This window comes from Marinomonas ostreistagni (genome assembly GCF_016461785.1).
GTDB lineage: Bacteria > Pseudomonadota > Gammaproteobacteria > Pseudomonadales > Marinomonadaceae > Marinomonas > Marinomonas ostreistagni_A.
This window is the reverse complement of the sequence record NZ_JAEMUH010000002.1, coordinates 167817-186165: the sequence shown is the minus strand read 5'-3', so window position 1 is coordinate 186165 and position 18349 is coordinate 167817. Positions and strand designations below refer to the sequence as shown.

General features: G+C 43.3%; 20 protein-coding genes. 11 read left to right on the top strand and 9 right to left on the bottom strand.

The window, feature by feature from the left end; all coding sequences use genetic code 11:
- The first annotated feature begins 1 nt into the window (after position 1).
- Entirely contained in the window at positions 2 to 3829 is a 3828-nt protein-coding gene (locus JHD44_RS02630) for a YhdP family protein (protein ID WP_199460811.1), read from the top strand.
- An 8-nt stretch (positions 3830 to 3837) separates the two neighbouring features.
- Positions 3838 to 4671 carry a carbon-nitrogen hydrolase family protein gene (locus JHD44_RS02625; RefSeq protein WP_199460809.1) on the top strand — a complete coding sequence of 278 codons (834 nt, stop codon included), beginning with the start codon at positions 3838 to 3840 and terminating at the stop codon, positions 4669 to 4671.
- Positions 4672 to 4678: 7 nt separating this feature from the next.
- Here JHD44_RS02625 and yjgA read toward each other — a convergent pair whose 3' ends face one another.
- From yjgA to JHD44_RS02580, 9 genes are all read right to left on the bottom strand, one after another.
- Positions 4679 to 5209: a ribosome biogenesis factor YjgA gene (gene yjgA, locus JHD44_RS02620; protein ID WP_199460807.1), complete on the bottom strand. Its 531-nt coding sequence runs from the start codon at positions 5207 to 5209 to the stop codon at positions 4679 to 4681.
- 12 nt (positions 5210 to 5221) lie between these two features.
- Positions 5222 to 6574: a magnesium transporter gene (gene mgtE / locus JHD44_RS02615; RefSeq protein WP_199460805.1), complete on the bottom strand. Its 1353-nt coding sequence runs from the start codon at positions 6572 to 6574 to the stop codon at positions 5222 to 5224.
- Between the two features lie 4 nt (positions 6575 to 6578).
- Positions 6579 to 6848, bottom strand: a complete 270-nt coding sequence (locus JHD44_RS02610) for an HPr family phosphocarrier protein (RefSeq protein WP_199460803.1) — start codon at positions 6846 to 6848, stop codon at positions 6579 to 6581.
- Positions 6849 to 6857: 9 nt separating this feature from the next.
- Positions 6858 to 7307 carry a PTS sugar transporter subunit IIA gene (locus JHD44_RS02605; RefSeq protein ID WP_199460801.1) on the bottom strand — a complete coding sequence of 150 codons (450 nt, stop codon included), beginning with the start codon at positions 7305 to 7307 and terminating at the stop codon, positions 6858 to 6860.
- A 12-nt stretch (positions 7308 to 7319) separates the two neighbouring features.
- A complete protein-coding gene (locus tag JHD44_RS02600; protein ID WP_199460799.1) occupies positions 7320 to 8804 on the bottom strand; it encodes an RNA polymerase factor sigma-54 in 1485 nt (494 codons plus the stop codon).
- A 77-nt stretch (positions 8805 to 8881) separates the two neighbouring features.
- Positions 8882 to 9607 (bottom strand): LPS export ABC transporter ATP-binding protein, encoded by a 726-nt coding sequence (lptB, locus tag JHD44_RS02595; RefSeq protein ID WP_199460797.1) that lies wholly within the window; start codon positions 9605 to 9607, stop codon positions 8882 to 8884.
- A gap of 4 nt (positions 9608 to 9611) precedes the next feature.
- On the bottom strand, positions 9612 to 10133 hold the full coding sequence (lptA, locus tag JHD44_RS02590) for a lipopolysaccharide transport periplasmic protein LptA (RefSeq protein ID WP_199460795.1): 522 nt from the start codon (positions 10131 to 10133) through the stop codon (positions 9612 to 9614).
- Positions 10117 to 10695 (bottom strand): LPS export ABC transporter periplasmic protein LptC, encoded by a 579-nt coding sequence (gene lptC / locus JHD44_RS02585; protein WP_199460793.1) that lies wholly within the window; start codon positions 10693 to 10695, stop codon positions 10117 to 10119. The genes lptA and lptC overlap by 17 nt, the downstream gene beginning before the upstream one ends.
- Positions 10696 to 10698: 3 nt before the next feature.
- Positions 10699 to 11649 carry a calcium/sodium antiporter gene (locus JHD44_RS02580; RefSeq protein ID WP_233401647.1) on the bottom strand — a complete coding sequence of 317 codons (951 nt, stop codon included), beginning with the start codon at positions 11647 to 11649 and terminating at the stop codon, positions 10699 to 10701.
- A 165-nt stretch (positions 11650 to 11814) separates the two neighbouring features.
- On the opposite strand from JHD44_RS02580, the gene JHD44_RS02575 reads away from it, so the two are divergent.
- The 9 genes from JHD44_RS02575 (at position 11815) to hisD (ending at position 18345) form a co-directional block, all read left to right on the top strand.
- Positions 11815 to 12618: an ATP-binding cassette domain-containing protein gene (locus JHD44_RS02575; protein ID WP_199461028.1), complete on the top strand. Its 804-nt coding sequence runs from the start codon at positions 11815 to 11817 to the stop codon at positions 12616 to 12618.
- An 8-nt stretch (positions 12619 to 12626) separates the two neighbouring features.
- The gene (mlaE, locus tag JHD44_RS02570; protein ID WP_199460789.1) at positions 12627 to 13400 is read left to right on the top strand and encodes a lipid asymmetry maintenance ABC transporter permease subunit MlaE; all 774 of its coding nucleotides are present in this window, start codon (positions 12627 to 12629) and stop codon (positions 13398 to 13400) included.
- 2 nt (positions 13401 to 13402) lie between these two features.
- Positions 13403 to 13861, top strand: a complete 459-nt coding sequence (mlaD, locus tag JHD44_RS02565; protein WP_199460787.1) for an outer membrane lipid asymmetry maintenance protein MlaD — start codon at positions 13403 to 13405, stop codon at positions 13859 to 13861.
- A complete protein-coding gene (locus tag JHD44_RS02560) occupies positions 13861 to 14484 on the top strand; it encodes an MlaC/ttg2D family ABC transporter substrate-binding protein (RefSeq protein ID WP_199460785.1) in 624 nt (207 codons plus the stop codon). Before mlaD ends, JHD44_RS02560 begins: the two co-directional genes overlap by 1 nt.
- Before the next feature lie 2 nt (positions 14485 to 14486).
- Positions 14487 to 14759: a hypothetical protein gene (locus JHD44_RS02555; RefSeq protein WP_199460783.1), complete on the top strand. Its 273-nt coding sequence runs from the start codon at positions 14487 to 14489 to the stop codon at positions 14757 to 14759.
- A gap of 111 nt (positions 14760 to 14870) precedes the next feature.
- Positions 14871 to 15107, top strand: a complete 237-nt coding sequence (locus JHD44_RS02550; RefSeq protein WP_199460781.1) for a BolA family protein — start codon at positions 14871 to 14873, stop codon at positions 15105 to 15107.
- 18 nt (positions 15108 to 15125) lie between these two features.
- Positions 15126 to 16388 (top strand): UDP-N-acetylglucosamine 1-carboxyvinyltransferase, encoded by a 1263-nt coding sequence (gene murA, locus JHD44_RS02545; RefSeq protein ID WP_199460779.1) that lies wholly within the window; start codon positions 15126 to 15128, stop codon positions 16386 to 16388.
- Between the two features lies 1 nt (position 16389).
- The gene (gene hisG, locus JHD44_RS02540) at positions 16390 to 17028 is read left to right on the top strand and encodes an ATP phosphoribosyltransferase (protein WP_199460777.1); all 639 of its coding nucleotides are present in this window, start codon (positions 16390 to 16392) and stop codon (positions 17026 to 17028) included.
- 6 nt (positions 17029 to 17034) lie between these two features.
- Positions 17035 to 18345, top strand: coding sequence for a histidinol dehydrogenase (hisD, locus tag JHD44_RS02535; protein ID WP_199460775.1), 1311 nt, complete (start codon positions 17035 to 17037; stop codon positions 18343 to 18345).
- The last annotated feature ends 4 nt before the right edge of the window (positions 18346 to 18349 follow it).

Below are 18349 nucleotides of genomic sequence, written 5' to 3'. Positions count from 1 at the left end.
TATGCGAGCGATAAGGACTGCGACACGCATCTTTTTCTGGGGAATTGTTCTGGTTAGCGTTCTGTTAGCCGGAACTGTTTTGCTTGCTAAAATTTCTCTTCCTCTTATTAGTGTCTACCAACCTCAAGTTGAAAGAAACCTGACCCAGTTAACTGGAATGAAGGTGCATGTCAGAAACTTATCTGGTGAACTTAGAGGTATCAATGTTGAGTTTAAGGCAACAGGCCTTGCACTTGATACCCCTAAGCAAGCCAATGCGATTCAATTAGACTACTTATCCCTTGAGCTTGATATTCCTAAAACTCTTTTAACTCTGTCTCCCCAGTTCAAAAACGTTGTGTTAGCTGGTGTAAATGTTTTGTTGCAAGAAGATGAGCAAGGCAAGCTTTCATTGAAGGGGCAGGAGTCGTCGCTATCAGCATCATCTAATACTGATATTGCAGTATCTCGTGTGCTGAATTATGCAGCGGAGCAGCAACAAATGAGTCTTTTGGATGTTGTGCTCAAAATTGAAAGCCCAAGATATGAAGAGCTTTCGGTTATCATGCCGGCAACGATGTTGCGCAAACAATTTGCCAAAACATTGTTGCGTACCGATGTGTTTATTAACGATATCGAGCAACCTATTCAAGTTCGAGCTCAAATGAGTCGAGATTTGACTAACTTTTTCGAGCAGCAAGTTCAGGCCTACATAGATGTTCCGGAAGTGACACTTCCTTTGGAGTGGTTGTCTTTACCGGTGTTGGCGCCGCTTGAAAGTGTTTCATTTGCGGGAGACTATTGGCTAACTTTTCAGCCTAACAAAGGCATCTCCCTTCAAGCAAAAGACAGCCTGCTGAAGCTTGCTTACACTGATCAAACGTCACTTTTTGCCAAAGCTGATTGGCGCATGAAGTACAGCGATAATGCTGCAAATTTTGCGGTGGTTGATTTGGCTCTTAATGATTCTGGGCGATCGTATGAAGGGATTAATATTAAAGCAGAATGGGAGTCTGAGGGTAAACGTGCCTACGCTGTGTTTAATAAAATGGATGCCCAGATTGCGTCAAAAACCGCATTGCGATTCGTACCAGAAAATTGGCGGCTTCACGATATTTTGTCTGGATTAAGTCCGAAAGGGGAGGCTAAAAATGCATCATTACGTGTGTGGCAAGGCGGTGATGGCGTTCGCTTTCAGTATTTAAGTAATTTAGTGAATGCTCAAGTGGAAGGACATAGGGGAATTCCCGCTGTAAATAATGTATACGGTGTTTTTTCGCTTACAGACTCACAAGGCAGTGTTGAGTTCAAAAGTGTAAACAGTTCTCTTGCCTTTCCTACCGTCTACGACGAAGCATGGCAAATTGACCGTGCAAGCGGTTCGGTTGCTTGGCAGAGGCTTGATAATGCTTTTGTAGTGACTGGAGATAACCTTGCTTTAAAGCAAAAAAATGCAACGGTACAAGGTAGTTTTAGGTTGGAGCAGCCATTTGACACAGGTGTTGGTGTCAATCAGCTTATGTTGGACATTAACGCGCAACATGTCTCAAAAGACGATGGCTTGGCTTTTGTGCCACCAAATATACTTTCTGAATCATTGTCCAATTGGTTGAGTCAGTCGCTCGGTAAAGGTGAGGCCGAAAATGTAAATTTGTTACTACGAACGGGGCTTGTCGCTGGAGAGGTTTCGCCCTTTTTGAGGTTATCAATAGACTCCAGTTTAGAGCAGTTAGAATTCGATCCTAGTTGGCCTCCTGCAAAAGATATTCAAGGAAATGTCTTGGTCACAGAAGATCGTGTTAGTGTCACTGTAAATAACGCAAACTTTTCAGGGCTGCCGGTCAAAGATATACAGGTAAATGTTCCTTTTAAAGGAAGTGAAGCGAATCGTGTAGCAGTGCAAGGTAGAGTAAGAAACCAGGCTTCATTAATTGCACAGGCTTTATCTAAAACCCCATTGCAGGACTCAGTTCTAGAGCCTTTTAAGGACTGGGATATCGGTGGTGAATTATCGGGTGAATTTAATTTAAGTGTTCCTCTTGTTAAGGGGGAGCAGCCTACAGTTGGTCTGGAGTTAGTCTTTTCAGAAAACTCAGTTGTTGTTTCTCAAGCGCAATTGCCAATTAAAGTTTTAAATGGGCGCTTAAATTTTGGCAGTGAAAAAGGGGTGTACGATACCGAGTTTGAATTAGAAACATTAGGAGGGACGAGCAGTCTTGTGTTGACCTCTCAGGTTGATGAAGAAGAACATTTTATACTTGATGGGGTGCTTAAAGGTACTATTAACAGCAAACAGGTTGCTGAATGGCGCAATGCTCCTCAGCCTTTAATTTCTAGACTAGAAGGCTTAACAACTTTCACAGGAAATCTTGCAATAGGGCGCAGTAAACTTGGGCAAGTGGATCTCGATCTATCCACTGATCTGGTTGGTGTTAAGCTTGCGATGCCTAGCCCCATTGCAAAGCTAACAGATGTCTCAGTTCCGACCGATATTCATATTAAAGCTTTGAATGAAGAGTTGTTGCTAGAAGTCCAGGCTAAGGAATGGTTGTATGGTGAAATTTTAGTCAGTGATTCTCAAATTCAAGGGGGTAGTGTTTCACTACTGAAGCCTCTTCCTGTTGATCAAGAAATTCAAAAAGGTCTTTCTTTTTATGGTCAACTTGACGAATTTGATTGGCGCACTTGGCAGCCAATTATCGATGACTTTAAAGTGTCTTTATCAAAAAATACTGACAATGCTTCTGACAGTAGTATTCCGACTAATCTGCCTGAATGGATTCGTTCTATGGATGTGTTGGTGGATGTATTGCCTGTTAATGAAAAAAATCAGTTCAATAACGTCAAAATCTCTTACACCCGAGCAAAGGATGGTCACCCTTTTACAGTGGCTTCAGACGAGCTTAATGCTGTCCTCAATCAAACAGATGCTGGGCCTGAGTTGCATATTCATTATTTGAATTGGTTGACGGCTGATAAAGAGAATACAACGGTAGAAAGTAATAGAGAAAATGAAATTCAACCTAGCTTGATTCCCTCAATGGCCGTCAAAGTCGATCAAGTCTACATTGATAATAGGCCGTATGGAGATTGGTCAGCTGTTATCGAGAGTCAAGGAAACATAGTTAGGATTAAAAATATCTCTACTCAGTTGCCGAAAGGTCAGTTTTTGGGGCAAATTTTCTGGCAAGGTGGATCTAAGCAAAATGTTGAGATGACCTTAAAGGCTGAAGGCGAAGATGCTAGAGAGCTGACGAAAAAGTTCTCTCCGTCACCCTTTCTTAGCTCGAATCGATATCAAATGGATGTTTTATTGAGCTGGGAAAATTCGTTACTTTCGTTTGATCGTCCTAGTTTGTCTGGTCGTATCAGCTTCAATGTGCAAAAAGGTAATTTCAATCAAGTCGATCAATTACCACCATTCCTGCGATTGCTTGGAATATTTAATGTGGATGCTTTTGCAAAACGGTTAACGTTCGATTTTTCAGATTTGTATGAACCGGGCATGCCTTTTGATAGATTCAGCGGGGATCTGTCTATTGCGAAAGGTCAATTGAAAACAGTCGAGCCGCTCAAAGTTATATCGCCAACGGCGGAGATTGCTTTGCAAGGTAACGCGAACCTAATTGATGAAACTCTAAACGAAAGGCTTACTGCAACGATTCCAATAAGCAGCACCTTACCGGTTGCTGGCTTGTTGTTGGCAACACCGCAAATTGCAGGGCTTTTGTATATCACTGACAAACTAATCGGTGATCAACTCTCAAAAGTAACAAGTATTCAATACCAAATTGAGGGGCCTTTCAGTGAGCCCAAGGTAACCCCAGTACAATATTCACCGATAAGGTAGTGATCTTCATGGCGAAACTTGGCATTGCTTGTATCCAGCTTACCAGTGTTCAGGACTGGCAGCTTAACTTGAATAAAGTCCTAGAGCTCATGACGGCAGCGATGGATCATAACCCAAGATTGTTAGTGTTGCCTGAGAATGTCTTTTTGTTCGATGCCAAACAGATGCGAGCGCTGTCCGAGTCAGAATCAACAACGGTAATTTTAGAAGCTATTAAGCGATTCGCATCTGAGAAAAATGTATATGTTTTAATTGGTTCACATCCAATGGCATTAGATCAAGATAGTAGGTTGGTTAAAGCGGGTCGTGTTAGGCAGTCTTCTTTATTGATAGGGCCTGAAGGCGAGGTCTTAGCACGTTACGATAAAATTCACTTGTTTGATGTGGATGTCGATGACAAAGCTAATACTTATCGTGAGTCTCGTTACATTGAACCAGGAGAAATTGCCCCCGTTGTATACCTTGTAGATGATGTTTGTTTGGGTTTTAGTATTTGCTATGACTTGCGTTTCCCTGAATATTATCGTCGTTTAGCTGAACTTGGGGCCGAAGTTGTGGTTGTTCCTTCTGCGTTTACTTATAAAACAGGTGAAGCTCATTGGCATACCCTTTTGTGTGCTCGAGCCATAGAGAATCAGTTTTATGTGGCGGGAGTAGGGCAAGTCGGTTGGCATAGCGATACAAGGCGCACTTATGGAAATACAGTAGCCTACAGTCCATGGGGAGAATTGATTGATAAATTAGATGGTGAGCAAGAAGGGATAATTTATTTTGAGGTGGATAAAACTTACCTCAAAAGCGTTAGATCGGCGATGCCGTGCCTCCAGCATCGCCGTCTATAATACATTTCTAAAGCAGTCCTAATTGTGCATCCTGCACTTCACGTAAAAGTTTAAATAGCTTTTTACGTTGTGTCGTTGCCTTACCTTGTTCAACTTCTTTTATGGCCATGCGTACCAAAGAGCGCAGCTGTTGAATATCAACAGTAGGGTTGGCTTGGATATACTGATCAAGAATCATTTTACTATTATCGCCAATAAGTGCGTCACGTGTCGCTTCAAGTTGGTGAAAGCGTTTGTTATTGGCTGCAGATGTGCTGTCAAACAATTCTAATCGCGCTGAGATAGCATCAGCGTCTTCAGTTCGCATAACTTTGCCAATATATTGTAAGTGACGACGCTTAGCACCCCATTGCTTAATTCGGTCGGCTTCTTCAAGTGCATCGCGAAGCGTATCCGACATAGGGACTTTCTTGCGCTGAGCAGGACTAAGATTAGTAAGTTTTTCCCCTAAATCTTGTAGAGCTTCCATTTCTCTTTTTACTTGGGTCTTACTTTTATATTCTTCTTCGTTGTCGTCGTAGTGTTCAAAATCTGTCATGTTTAATTCGTTCTATAGTAAAAAGAGTGTCGCTAAGCCTAAAAATGATAAAAAACCAACAACATCGGTAACGGTTGTTAAAATCACGCTGCCAGCAAGGGCAGGATCAATGCCTAGCTTCTTTAGTGCTATGGGTAATAGCGTTCCAGTGAGTGCCGCAAACAATAGGTTAATGATAATCGCACCAGCGATCACATAAGCTATTTTTATATCCCCAAACCAAACGGTCGTCAGTAAAGCTATTACGGATGCCCATAATACACCATTTATCAGGCCAACGACGACCTCTCTGTTAAGAAGCCATCTCGCATTCGAGGAGCCTATCTGGTTCAGTGCGATACCGCGAATGACCAGTGTTAATACTTGCGACCCAGCAATTCCCCCCATACTGGCAACAATTGGCATCAAGATGGCGAGTGCAACGACTTTATCGAGTGTGTTTTGAAACAGTCCGATTACATAGGAAGCTATGAATGCAGTAATTAAATTTATTCCTAGCCAAACAGCTCGACGACGTGTGGTTTGCATAATAGGAGCGAAGGTATCTTCATCATCGTCTAAGCCCGCCATTTGAAGCATAGAGTGTTCGGCTTCATCTCGAATGACATCGACGACGTCATCAATGGTGATACGGCCTAATAGCTTCTTTGAGTCAGGGTCGATAACAGGGGCGGATACAAGGTCCATTTTTTCGAACAGCTGAGCCACTTCTGTTGCTGTCTGATGGGCGTATATGACATCGCAATCTGTTTCCATTATATCGCGTACAATGGTGTCGGTGTCAGCCACTAATAATTTTCGCAAAGGCAATATGCCTAGAAAGCGGTCGGATCGACTAACGACCAAAAGGCTGTCTGTCATTTCAGGTAGTTCTGAGTGACGGCGTAAAAAGCGAAATACAATATCAATCGTGATATTTGGTCTGATTGTTATCGTATCTGTGTTCATTAAGCCACCAGCAGAATCTTCTGAGTAGCTCATGAGGGATTCCATTCGAGCACGATTCTGTGCTGTCATGGACGCTAGAACTTCCTTAACAAGAGTCTCGGGAAGTTGTTGTAGGATATCGGCTAAATCGTCGTTATCAAAATGCTCTGATACTGCAAGTAATCGTTCAGTATCCATGTCCTTCATGAACTGAATACTGATTTCTTCAGAAACATATTGCAGGACATCGCCTTGATTATCGTGATCGATCAGTTCCCAGAGAAGCTTACGTTCTTTAGGTGGAGAGGATTCTAAAAGGCGAGCGACATCCTGCGCAGGTAGAGCACCATTAAGCAAATAGCGAATTTGCATGGTTGCCCCTGACTCTAGGGACTCTGCAACCGTTTGTAAGTGTTCTAAGGTAGATTGATCGCTCATTCGGCTATTCGCCTTCTCCAAACCGATCATTAATAAGGTTTATAATGGCTTCCATCGCCGCAGCTTCATCTTCACCATTTACTTTGACGTTAATGGTTGTACCTTTAGCTGCTGCTAGCATCATCATCGCCATGATGCTTTTTCCGTCAACATTACGACCTTCTTTTTCAATGGTGATATCAGAAGTGAAGCGTGTCGTGGTCTCAACTAACTTTCCAGCAGCACGGGCATGAAGGCCTAGTTTATTTATAATTTCTACCGATTGTTCCAGCATGGGGTATCCTTACAATAAAGCATTGAATGCTTCAAATAACTCGGTGTTATCTTGCTTTTCTCTTAGCAAGTCCAGTTTTTCTTCAGCTTGGGCAAGTTCGGCAATTTGCGCAAGCGTTGCTAGGTGTTCGTCACATTGGTTCGTTGGGACGAGTAAAGCAAATATTAAATCTACTGGTCGACGATCAATTGAATCGAAATCTATAGGGTCTTGTAATGACATCAACACAATTGTGGCCCTATTAACCTTATCAAGTCGACAGTGTGGTATTGCAATACCGTTACCGATTCCTGTACTGCCAAGCTTTTCTCTGCCTAGTAAGGCGTCATAAACTTCATCTGCATTGCAGTGTAGACGGTCACTAACTGACTCTGCTAATTGTTCAAGCAGTCTCTTCTTGCTAGAAATTTGCTGTTTTGCAAACACTAATTCAGGTTTGACTAAATTTTTAACAGACATTTTATATGGCCTTTAGATTAGTCGTTTCCGCTCATTTGAAGGCGGAATATTCATGGCTTCACGATACTTGGCAACAGTTCTTCGCGCTACTTGGATACCTTGGTCGGCTAATATGGTTGCCAGCTTATTATCGCTCAATGGCTTCTTCGGAGGTTCATCTGCGACCAGCTTTTTAATCATTGCACGTATGGCAGTTGAAGAGCATTCACCACCAGATGACGTGTTTACATGACTAGAGAAGAAATATTTAAGCTCAAATATTCCTCGTGGTGTGTGCATGTATTTTTGTGTCGTGACACGTGAAATGGTTGACTCGTGCATACCAACTTCTTCGGCGACATCGTGCAGAACCATTGGTTTCATGGCTTCTTCACCTATCTCGAAAAAATCGACTTGTTTAGAAACAATACAGCTCGCTACCTTTAACAGGGTTTCATTTCTGCTTTGAAGGCTCTTCATGAACCATTTGGCCTCTTGCAAAGAGTTCTTAATGTAAGAGATGTCGTCACTCGAAGCCTTCGAGTTGACCATTGCAGAGTAAGTTTCATTTATCTTTACAGGTGGAAGGGCATCATTATTCAACTCAACTTGCCATACATTATTATGTTTCTTAACTGAAACATCTGGTATGACGTAGTCTGTTTCACTGGTATCAATCACTGAGCCTGGACGTGGATTCAGTTGCTGAATAAGTGTAATGACTTCTTTTAGCGCCTCTTCTTTGAGTTTGGTCTTACGACTCAGTTGAGCATAGTCTCTGTTACCAAGTAGTCCTAAGTATTGATCAACAACGTTGAATGTTGACCTGAAAAGAGGGTGGTCTTGATATGCTTCAAGTTGTACCAAAAGACACTCACGTAAATCTTGAGAACACACTCCAACTGGGTCAAATCGCTGAAGTCTGTGTTGTACTGCGACCACTTCATCCAGTTCAAGATCTTCTAGCTCAGTTGTTAGAGCTTGAAAAATCTCATCGAGACTCATGGAAAGATAACCATCCGTCTGAACACTATCGATGATGGCATAAGCAATCTCAATATCTCGATCAGACATATGGGTTAAATTCAGTTGCCAAATTAAATGGTCTTGCATGTCTTCTGACAGGGCGTTGCGGCTGTCAAAGTCCTGTTCTCCATCGAAAACAGGTGTGTCAGCAGCGGCAGCTGAATTTTGGTAAGTGTCGTCCCAATTGCTATCAATTGAGAGCTCATTGGGGATACTTTCCGTCCACTCGGATTCTAACTGTGGTGTTTCAGAGACGGCATCGCTATTTTCATTCGATGTATCTGCCGAAGTGCTGTTATCTGATGTACGGCCTTCTGTCTCAGCTTGGAACCCTTCCTCCTCATCCAGCTCTAACAAAGGGTTAGATTCAAGAAATTCGTGGATTTCTTGTTGCAGGTCGAGTGTTGATAATTGCAGCAATTTAATTGCCTGCTGCAATTGCGGGGTCATGGTTAGCTGTTGCCCGATTTTAAGTTGCAGGGACTGCTTCATAGCGCAACTCTTCTACTTTTTAGTATTTGGAATGACTTATGCATACTACTCCCTTTTATCGTGAAAAATAAGGGGGCTTAGAGTTTGAAATTATCGCCTAAGTAGATTTTTTTCACTTGTTCATTGTTTATGACTGCTTCAGCATCGCCAGATGCAATGATGTGTCCATTACCTACAATATACGCTTTATCGCAAATATCTAACGTCTCACGGACATTATGGTCTGTGATTAAAACACCGATTCCGCTCTCTTGTAAGTGTTTGATAATACCTTTGATGTCGCCAACAGAGATTGGGTCAACGCCTGCAAAAGGCTCATCTAGCAGTACAAATTTTGGATTCATGGCGAGTGCGCGTGCGATCTCTACGCGTCGACGCTCACCTCCGGAAAGAGCCATGCCTAAATTCTTACGGATATGTGTGACATGGAACTCTTCTAAAAGGCTTTCCATCTTTGCTGTTCTCTCAGCGCTTGTGAGGTCCTTGCGTGTTTCTAATATCGCCATGATGTTATCTTCGACAGACATCTTTCTAAAAATAGAAGCTTCTTGTGGGAGATAGCCAATACCTTTTTGCGCACGATCATGCATGGCATCCTTTGTGACATCTTCGCCATCAATGAAGATTCCACCTAAATCATTAGAAACCATGCCAACGATCATATAGAAACAGGTTGTCTTGCCTGCGCCATTCGGACCTAGCAGTCCTACTGCCTCTCCAGAGCGCACCTCTAAAGACACATCTTTTACAACTTGACGTTTTTTGTAGCTTTTAGCTAAGTGTTTCGCTTCTAAGATTGCCATGAGTTTAGTTTTGTTGCTCGCTGGAAGTAGGCTGCAGGGTCATGTTAACTCGACCACTACCACGATTTTCTGCTTTAAAAGTTTCGTTATTCATTAGGTAGCGAATAAAGTCTGCTGAAATTTCATCATCGCCACGTTGAAGGTAGCCGTTTTTATGAATTTCAAGTTGGCCTTTTTGGACATCGTAATTCAGCATATCGCCATTAGCTTTCATTTGCTTGCCTTCTTCATTCAGTTGTTGGGCGAAAGAAGAAGGTGTGCCTTCTGCTGAAAGAGATTGAAATTCTCCTGTTGAGGGATTGGTTTTAATTTTAAGAAGCTCGGCTTCAATGCGAATGCTTCCTTGGGTGACAACGACGTTACCGCTGTAGTTTGCAGAGCCTTCTTTTTGATCAAAAAAAGCTTTGTCAGCTTCAATGTTAATTGGCTGGTTCAAGTCGTCAGGTAGGGCCATAACCACACTGCTACTGAGGCTTAGAATGGCGGCGGTCAGTGCAATCTTAAGTTTATTAATTTGTAACGTCATAGTGTCCTGATACGCCTCCGTTTAAGGTTGCGGTGTTGTCCGTTAGGTTGTAAAAAATGCTGTCAGCCAAAGTTGTTCCCTGCGGAGTTTTTAATGCGCTATTGCCTTGGCCAAGAATGGTTTGGTTTCGATCGTTAAACAAAATAGTGTTTGCTTGAACTCGACCGGATTCTATCGAATTTATAAAGCGAGCAACGACAGCACTTTGGTTTAAAGTGATTGTGTTGTCCGTATCATTGATGACGCCAGTTTCTGCTTCAGCCACGGATTTTATGTTTTCAGTAACTTTGGTAATAACTGGCTGCTCTAAGGTGGTTTGTTGTGCGACATAGTGGTTGGCGGATTGTGCGACAACGGTTTCCACTAGCAATCCGCTTTTGTCATATGACTTTACGGTAACGCCTTCTAAAAAAAAGTCAGGCGCATCAGAGAGCTTTTGCTCTTCCAAAATATAGAGCGTTGGCTGGTTGCCAAAAAGAAAAACAACAACGGCTACAACCGCAATTGCGAAAAAGCCTGTCAGCCCTTTGTTGTCAATGAGTTTTGAGATAAACGACTTCATTATTTAGCCAGAAATTGCTAATAAATACATATAAGCCCCATAGCCGCCTAGTAATGGCACGGCAAACCAACGTGGGATGCTTAAGCTACGGTGCTTGGAGTAAATGATAACAGCAATTGAGAATAAAAGGGTAAATCCAAGCATCCACCAGTAATCTCTATTTATAACAGTTTCCTCAATTAATCCAGGGGCGAGTATGGCTGGAAGAGGTAGGACGGTGGCTAGGTTAAATATGTTGGATCCTAGGACGTTGCCGATCGCAATATCATGATGACCCTTTTTCACACTTGCTATCGAAGCGGCTAGTTCCGGTAAGCTCGTTCCTATTGCCACGATAGTTAAGCCAATGATTAAATCCGATACTCCTAAAGCTGATGCAATACCGATAGCCCCCCATACCAATAATTTTGAGCTGCCGATTAATACAGCCAAGCCTACGCCGGCAATGAGTAAGGAGCGCGCTACACTGCCACCATCGTCTTCTGGTAAGTCTTCTGTTAATTCATCTTCAAGATTTTTAGAGTTTTTTAATAAAAGGTAGAGAACAATTAAAAAGGCAATGATCAAAGCTACGCCATCTGTGAGCGAAAGGTGCTGATCAATCATGAGGAAGCCCGCTAGAAGTGTCACAAAAATTACGAGAGGGATTTCTTTTTTAATCAGGCTTCCGTTAATTGGAACGGCAGCGAGAACAAGCGTTGCCCCAAATACTAAGCCTATATTTGCTATGTTTGATCCAATCACATTGCCCACAGCGATTCCAGGTGCATTGTCTAATGCTGCAATGGCCGAAACAACCATTTCAGGGGCCGATGTTCCAAGTGCTACTAAAGTAATACCAATAACAATTGGGCTGACGTTTAGCTTTTCGGCAACTAGAGCTGCGTGTTCTATAAATTTATCTGAGCTTAGAACCAGTAAAATTAGCCCGGCAATGAGTGCCGCGGAAAACATGAGCATTCGTTAAATACCTAAATTAAATGAGAGGGTTTTGTAAAACGCCCCATTTAATGTGGTTTATTGAAGGATTTCAAGAGTCTAGACATGCAACCTCTAGTGCATGGCGTATCTTTTACAAAATTGCGGTGCTAGTATCCAATCGATTTTTAATATGAGGAGCTGTCTGTGGAAGTCTACGTGGACGTCAAGAATCTATCCTTTTATCGCGCTGATCGAGCGATTTACAAGGATATTACTCTGCAGATCCCCAAAGGCAAAATTACAGCGGTGATGGGGCCAAGTGGTGTTGGCAAAACAACATTGCTTCGATTAATTGGCGGTCAGATTGCACCGCATTCAGGCTCGGTGACGGTTGCAGGCCTTGATATGTCAAGGGCCTCTCGAAAAGAGCTTTTCGATGCGCGTCGCAAAATGGGGATGCTGTTTCAAAGCGGTGCGCTCTTTAGTGATATGAGTGTCTTCGAAAATGTTGCTTTGCCGTTACAAGAGCACACAGAGTTTGATGATGTCATGATACGCGATATTGTCTTGATGAAGCTGCAGAGTGTTGGTCTTCGCGGTGCAGCACATTTGATGCCAGCGGAGCTCTCTGGAGGTATGGCACGTCGTGCAGCGTTAGCGCGTGCAATTGCATTAGATCCTGATTTAGTAATGTATGATGAACCATTTGCTGGGCAGGATCCTATCTCAAAGGGTGTTTTGGTAGAGTTAATTAAGCGCTTGAATCATGCTGCTAACATTACCAGTGTGCTTGTGTCGCATGATGTAGAAGATTCATTAAGCATTGCTGATCATGTCTGTTTGTTGTCGGATGGCCGAGTTATCTTGTCTGGTACTGCGGATGAAATACGTCAATCAAAAGACCCGAGGGTTGTTCAGTTTCTTCAAGGGCACGCTGATGGTCCAGTCGGTTTTCATTATCCGGCACAAGATTATGATAAGCAGTTGTTAGGGATGAATTAATTAGACTAATGAAAACATTATATTCTGCTATTTATCGGCATATCGAAACGGTAGGGCAAGCGGGTGTGTTCCTGTTTCAAGCTATTTGTCGATTGCCTGTTCGCTATGACGAGGCTTTAAAGCTTTATTTTCGCCAGATTTACTCTGTAGGCGTTTTGTCGCTCATTATTATCATAGTGTCTGGTGCTTTTATTGGGATGGTTTTAGCGCTTCAGGGGTATTCTATTTTAACGCGTTACGGTTCGGAGTCTGCAGTAGGTCAACTGCTTTCCTTGACGTTGCTTCGCGAACTAGGGCCGGTCGTCACAGGATTGCTGTTTGCTGGGCGTGCCGGTTCAGCATTGACTGCTGAAATCGGGTTAATGAAAACCACTGAGCAGCTTTCCAGCTATGAGATGATGGGGATTGACCCTTTGCGAAGAGTCGTTGCTCCGCGTTTCCTTGCTGGTGTGACCTGTATGCCCATTCTTGCGGTAATTTTCTCGGCAGTTGGGATATGGGCTGGAATGCTTGTGTCGGTTCATTGGCTCGGCGTTTATGAGGGTTCGTTCTGGAGTAGTATGCAGCAATCTGTATATTTCGATACCGATGTAATGAACGGTGTGATTAAGTCATTGGTTTTTGCAGTAGCGGTTGTTTGGATTGCTGTGTACCAAGGTTACATATGCCAACCGACATCTGAAGGGATTGGTAGGGCAACAACTAGAACAGTAGTGTTAGGTTCGTTAGCTATTTTAGGTTTGGACTTTTTGCTAACGGCTGCAATGTTTGGAGATTTTTAATAATGAAGGATGCTAAAGCGAATCTTTTGGTCGGCTTGTTTATGCTTTTGGGGTTAGCCGCTTTTATCTACTTAGCGATGCAAGTAAGCGGCTTGGCATTCGACGAAAAGTCTGATGGTTATACAATTCAAGCACACTTTGATGATATTGGAGGCTTGACGGATCGAGCCAAAGTCACGATTGCGGGTGTGACTGTAGGTCAGGTGCAAAGTATCGAATATGATAAAGAGTTTTTTATGGCCAAAGTGACCATGAGTATTGACTCTACCGTTGATAATATCCCCACAGATAGTTCCCTGGCGATTCTGACAAGCGGTCTAATCGGTGAAAAATACCTCGGTATTTCGATCGGGGCAGAAGAGGATGTTCTGAAAGACGGAGATGAAATCTATGATACTCAATCTGCGCTTGTATTGGAGAATTTAATCGGTCAGTTTTTGATGAGTGCAGGAGGAGAATAATGCGCTTAAAGTTAACAAGTCTTGTTTTAGCACTTTTAGTGTGGACGGTACCTGTCTTGGCAGCCGTTAATCCAGAAGGCGCACGCGATGAAGTTATTCGAGTGGTTGAGGATTTTAAAGTTAAAATTGTTGATCAAAAAGAGGTGTTAGCGGACGATCCGCAAAAGCTTCGATCTGTGATGAGAGAGATTATTTCTCCAGTAGTTGATTTTAACGATTTGGCAAAAAAAGTAATGGGGAAGTATTACCGACAAGCCACACCTAAGCAGGTGAGCGATTTTGTGGCGGTAACAGAAAGTACGTTATTGAAAACCTATAGTGCGGCTGTCATTGATTTTGATCCAAGTAGATTGACTGTTTTGCCGCTGGCTCGTCAGAAGCCTGGCCGGGAAGTGCGCGTTGATGCCAAATTCCAGTTGAGCGATGGTAGTCCAGTAGATATTGCATTTTACATGGAGCCTGCCGCGACTGAACAATGGATGCTTAGTAATGTTGTTATTAATAACATTAACTTTGGTTTGACCTTTCGAAAGCAGTTTGGCGTCATGATGCAGCAAAATGGTAACGATATTGATCAGGCTATCGCTGCTTGGCAGTCGTCGTTAGCGGCTGGAGGGAATTAGTAATGCAAATTCAAACTTCAGACAGTTTGTGGAGTTTAAGTGGACATTACGATGCTAAGCAATTGCTAAAGATTAAGAAAAGTTTAATTGGGCGAGAACGTGTTGCGGAGGTGCTTTTAGATATTGCTGAGTTAAGCACGATGAATGCTCCGATTATCGCCCTTTTAATTGAGATTCGGCGCACTTCAAGCAGTTTAGTGTTGCGGGGGTGTCGAGCTGAATTTAAGGAATTGCTAAAGCTTTATGGCGTGCAAGGGATTTTTAAGTTCGAATAGAGAATGTAAACAGGAGGAAACTCCTGTTTTTTGCGTTATAAAGCTGACAAATTATTTTTTGGCTAGGGTACAATAGCTGTATAAAGAACATTGAATAGAATTGGAGTTTTTGTGAACGCCTCCGAAGTGAAAGCTTTATTAGAATCAAAAATTGAAGGCAGTCAGGTTACTACTGATGGTGCTGACTGTAGCTTCCAAATCACTATTGTTGCAGAGGCCTTTGAGGGTCTAAATGCAGTGAAAAGACAGCAACTTGTTTACTCTCATTTGCAAGAGGCGATTTCTTCTGGCGCAATTCATGCGATAACAATGAAAACGTACACGCCTGCTCAGTTTGCAAGTCTTTAATAGTTAAGAGAGAAATGAATGGATAAATTGCTGATTACTGGCGGTAATACTCTTAGTGGAGTTGTTCGCGCGTCAGGAGCAAAAAATGCTGCTTTGCCTATTTTAGCAGCGACACTGCTTACAAAAGATCTCATTACGATCAAAAACCTACCCCACCTTCATGATATTACCACAATGCTGGAACTACTTGGCTCTATGGGGTGTGGTGTAGTGGTAGATGAACGCATGAATGTTGAGTTAGATGTCTCTTCACTGGATAACTGTGAGGCACCTTATGAGCTTGTAAAAACGATGCGTGCTTCAATTCTTGTATTAGGCCCTTTAGTTGCTCACTTTGGCCGTGCAGTTGTGTCACTACCAGGTGGGTGTGCAATAGGTAGTCGACCTGTCGATCTTCACCTTCGTGGTTTAGAGGCGATGGGGGCTGATATCGTAGTCGATAATGGCAACATTATCGCGAAGGTAGATGGTCGTCTTAAAGGCGCTCGTATCTTCTTTGATAAAGTAACGGTTACAGGTACAGAAAACCTGCTAATGGCTGCCACTTTAGCGGAAGGAACGACAATCTTAGAAAACGCTGCGCGAGAGCCAGAGGTTGTTGATTTGGCAGAATGCCTTATCGCAATGGGTGCAAACATCACTGGTCATGGTACAGACACGATTACAATTGAAGGTGTCGAGCGTTTAGGGGGCACAACTTACTCAGTTATGCCTGACCGAATTGAAACGGGGACTTTCTTGGTTGCTGCTGCAATAACTGGTGGAAAAGTGCGCGTTACAGATACGGACGTTGACAGTCTAGAGGCAGTTCTTGCGAAGTTGGAAGAGGCTGGTGCAAAGGTAACATGTGGCGATGATTGGATTGAACTGGATATGGAAGGGCGTCGAGCTAAAGCCGTAAATATCTCTACAGCACCATATCCGGCATTCCCAACGGACATGCAGGCGCAGTTTGTCGCATTGAATGCCGTCGCGGAAGGCGTTGGCACAGTCATTGAAAATATCTTTGAAAATCGCTTTATGCATGTGAACGAAATGGTTCGCATGGGCGCTGATATTGAGGTGAACGGCAATACAGCGGTTGTTCGTGGTAAAGACATGTTGAAAGGTGCGCCTGTTATGGCGACGGACCTTCGAGCATCTGCTTCGCTTGTATTGTCTGCTCTTGTCGCTGAAGGGGATACGAAGATTGATCGTATCTACCATATTGACCGTGGTTATGAGTGTATCGAGGAAAAGCTTGGTGCATTAGGAGCAAAGATTTCAAGGGTTCTAAATTAAGATGAGTGAAACCTTAACGATTGCGCTATCGAAAGGGCGTATTTTAAAAGAAACGCTTCCTCTTTTAGAGAAGGCAAATATCTATCCGTTAGAAGATATCAGCAAAAGTCGCAAACTGATTTTTGATACCAACCATGACAACATTAAGTTGGTTATTTTACGTGCGACAGATGTACCAACGTACGTTGAGCACGGCGTTGCGGACTTTGGTGTCGCTGGTAAAGATGTTCTGATGGAAGCGAATACTAAAAATCTTTACGAGCTACTTGATCTGAAAATCTCGAAATGTCGCTTGATGACTGCGGGTGTTCAGGGGCAAGAGTTGCCTAACCGTCGCCTAAAAGTAGCTTCTAAGTTCACCAAAACTGCAAAAGCATATTTTGCGGAGCAGGGAATACAGGCAGATGTGATTAAACTTTATGGTGCCATGGAATTGGCACCGATCATGGGGTTAGCAGATCTGATCGTTGATATCGTTGATACGGGTAATACCTTGCGTGCCAACGGCCTAGAAGCCCGTGATCTAATTGCTGATATTAGTACGCGATTGGTGGTGAACAAAGCCGCTTACAAAACTAAATATGAGCATATTCAACCAATCCTAGATATGTTGAATGGTGCTGTATCTGTCGAGGCTTAGAAGATTATGAAATTAGATATCAGACAGTTTTCGTCTAAGGATAAAGATTTTCGTCGTGATCTAGATCAGCTGCTTTCATGGGAAAGTGTTTCTGATGCTAACGTACAAAAAAGTGTAGAAGACATTGTAGGTCGTGTTCGTAACGAAGGTGATTCAGCTCTAGTTGAATTAACGAATCGTTTTGACCGTCGTAATGTTCAATGTGCAGCAGATTTGGTCATCGAAGCTGATGAGCTTGCCAAAGCAGTTGAGCGTGTTGATGTAAACATTGTATCTGCACTAAAGCAGGCTGCGGAGCGTGTTAAGTCTTATCACGAACGCCAGATTCAGCCGTCTTGGCAGTATGAAGAGGCAAACGGAACGGTATTGGGTCAGCAGATTACTCCGCTTGACCGTGTAGGTGTTTATGTGCCTGGTGGCAAAGCCGCTTACCCATCATCTGTGTTGATGAACGTTATGCCTGCAAAAGTGGCTGGTGTTGGCGAGATTGTGATGGTTGTCCCGACGCCAGATGATGTCGTGAATGACATAGTACTTGCTGCAGCGCACGTTGCCGGTGTCGACCGAGTCATCACTGTCGGTGGGGCGCAAGCCGTTGCTGCATTGGCTTACGGTACGGAAACTGTTCCGAAAGTAGATAAAATCGTTGGTCCTGGCAATATTTATGTGGCTACGGCAAAGCGTATGGTATTTGGTGCTTGTGGCATCGATATGATCGCAGGTCCATCTGAGATTCTTGTGGTTAGTGACGGTCAGTCTAATCCTGACTGGATTGCGATGGATTTGTTCTCGCAAGCTGAGCACGATGAAGATGCACAATCAATCCTGATAAGTACGGATGCAGGTTTCATTGAGAAAGTGCAGGCTTCTATGGAGCGTCTTATTGAGGATATGTCACGCCAGGAGATCATTAAAACGTCCCTTGAAGGGCGTGGTGCTTTCATTCATGTTGACTCTATGGAAGAGGCTATTGAAGTTGCCAATATTGTTGCAGCGGAGCACTTGGAGCTTTCGATTGAAAATCCACAGGAGTGGGTAGGAAAGATTCGACACGCAGGCGCTATCTTTATGGGGCGCTATACGCCTGAGGCGCTTGGTGATTACTGTGCTGGCCCTAACCATGTCTTGCCGACATCAGGCACAGCTCGTTTCTCTTCTCCTCTTGGTGTATATGACTTCCAGAAACGTAGTTCTATTATCTATTGCTCTCATGAAGGAGCAAGTGAGCTGGCTAAGATTGCATCACCGCTTGCTCGTGGTGAGTCTCTAGAGGCCCATGCTGTTTCTGCTGAATTCCGTATCATTGATAAGGGGTAGGCAT

Excerpts from the sequence above, each read along its gene's own strand:
- JHD44_RS02610 (WP_199460803.1), bottom strand. The coding sequence starts at position 6,848 with ATGCTGGAACAATCGGTAGAAATTATAAATAAACTAGGCCTTCATGCC.
- JHD44_RS02630 (WP_199460811.1), top strand. The coding sequence starts at position 2 with ATGCGAGCGATAAGGACTGCGACACGCATCTTTTTCTGGGGAATTGTT.
- mlaE (WP_199460789.1), top strand. The coding sequence starts at position 12,627 with ATGAAAACATTATATTCTGCTATTTATCGGCATATCGAAACGGTAGGG.
- JHD44_RS02605 (WP_199460801.1), bottom strand. The coding sequence starts at position 7,307 with ATGTCTGTTAAAAATTTAGTCAAACCTGAATTAGTGTTTGCAAAACAG.
- lptC (WP_199460793.1), bottom strand. The coding sequence starts at position 10,695 with ATGAAGTCGTTTATCTCAAAACTCATTGACAACAAAGGGCTGACAGGC.
- JHD44_RS02625 (WP_199460809.1), top strand. The coding sequence starts at position 3,838 with ATGGCGAAACTTGGCATTGCTTGTATCCAGCTTACCAGTGTTCAGGAC.
- JHD44_RS02560 (WP_199460785.1), top strand. The coding sequence starts at position 13,861 with ATGCGCTTAAAGTTAACAAGTCTTGTTTTAGCACTTTTAGTGTGGACG.
- murA (WP_199460779.1), top strand. The coding sequence starts at position 15,126 with ATGGATAAATTGCTGATTACTGGCGGTAATACTCTTAGTGGAGTTGTT.
- lptA (WP_199460795.1), bottom strand. The coding sequence starts at position 10,133 with ATGACGTTACAAATTAATAAACTTAAGATTGCACTGACCGCCGCCATT.
- hisG (WP_199460777.1), top strand. The coding sequence starts at position 16,390 with ATGAGTGAAACCTTAACGATTGCGCTATCGAAAGGGCGTATTTTAAAA.
- JHD44_RS02555 (WP_199460783.1), top strand. The coding sequence starts at position 14,487 with ATGCAAATTCAAACTTCAGACAGTTTGTGGAGTTTAAGTGGACATTAC.
- JHD44_RS02580 (WP_233401647.1), bottom strand. The coding sequence starts at position 11,649 with ATGTTTTCCGCGGCACTCATTGCCGGGCTAATTTTACTGGTTCTAAGC.
- yjgA (WP_199460807.1), bottom strand. The coding sequence starts at position 5,209 with ATGACAGATTTTGAACACTACGACGACAACGAAGAAGAATATAAAAGT.
- lptB (WP_199460797.1), bottom strand. The coding sequence starts at position 9,607 with ATGGCAATCTTAGAAGCGAAACACTTAGCTAAAAGCTACAAAAAACGT.
- hisD (WP_199460775.1), top strand. The coding sequence starts at position 17,035 with ATGAAATTAGATATCAGACAGTTTTCGTCTAAGGATAAAGATTTTCGT.
- mlaD (WP_199460787.1), top strand. The coding sequence starts at position 13,403 with ATGAAGGATGCTAAAGCGAATCTTTTGGTCGGCTTGTTTATGCTTTTG.
- mgtE (WP_199460805.1), bottom strand. The coding sequence starts at position 6,574 with ATGAGCGATCAATCTACCTTAGAACACTTACAAACGGTTGCAGAGTCC.
- JHD44_RS02600 (WP_199460799.1), bottom strand. The coding sequence starts at position 8,804 with ATGAAGCAGTCCCTGCAACTTAAAATCGGGCAACAGCTAACCATGACC.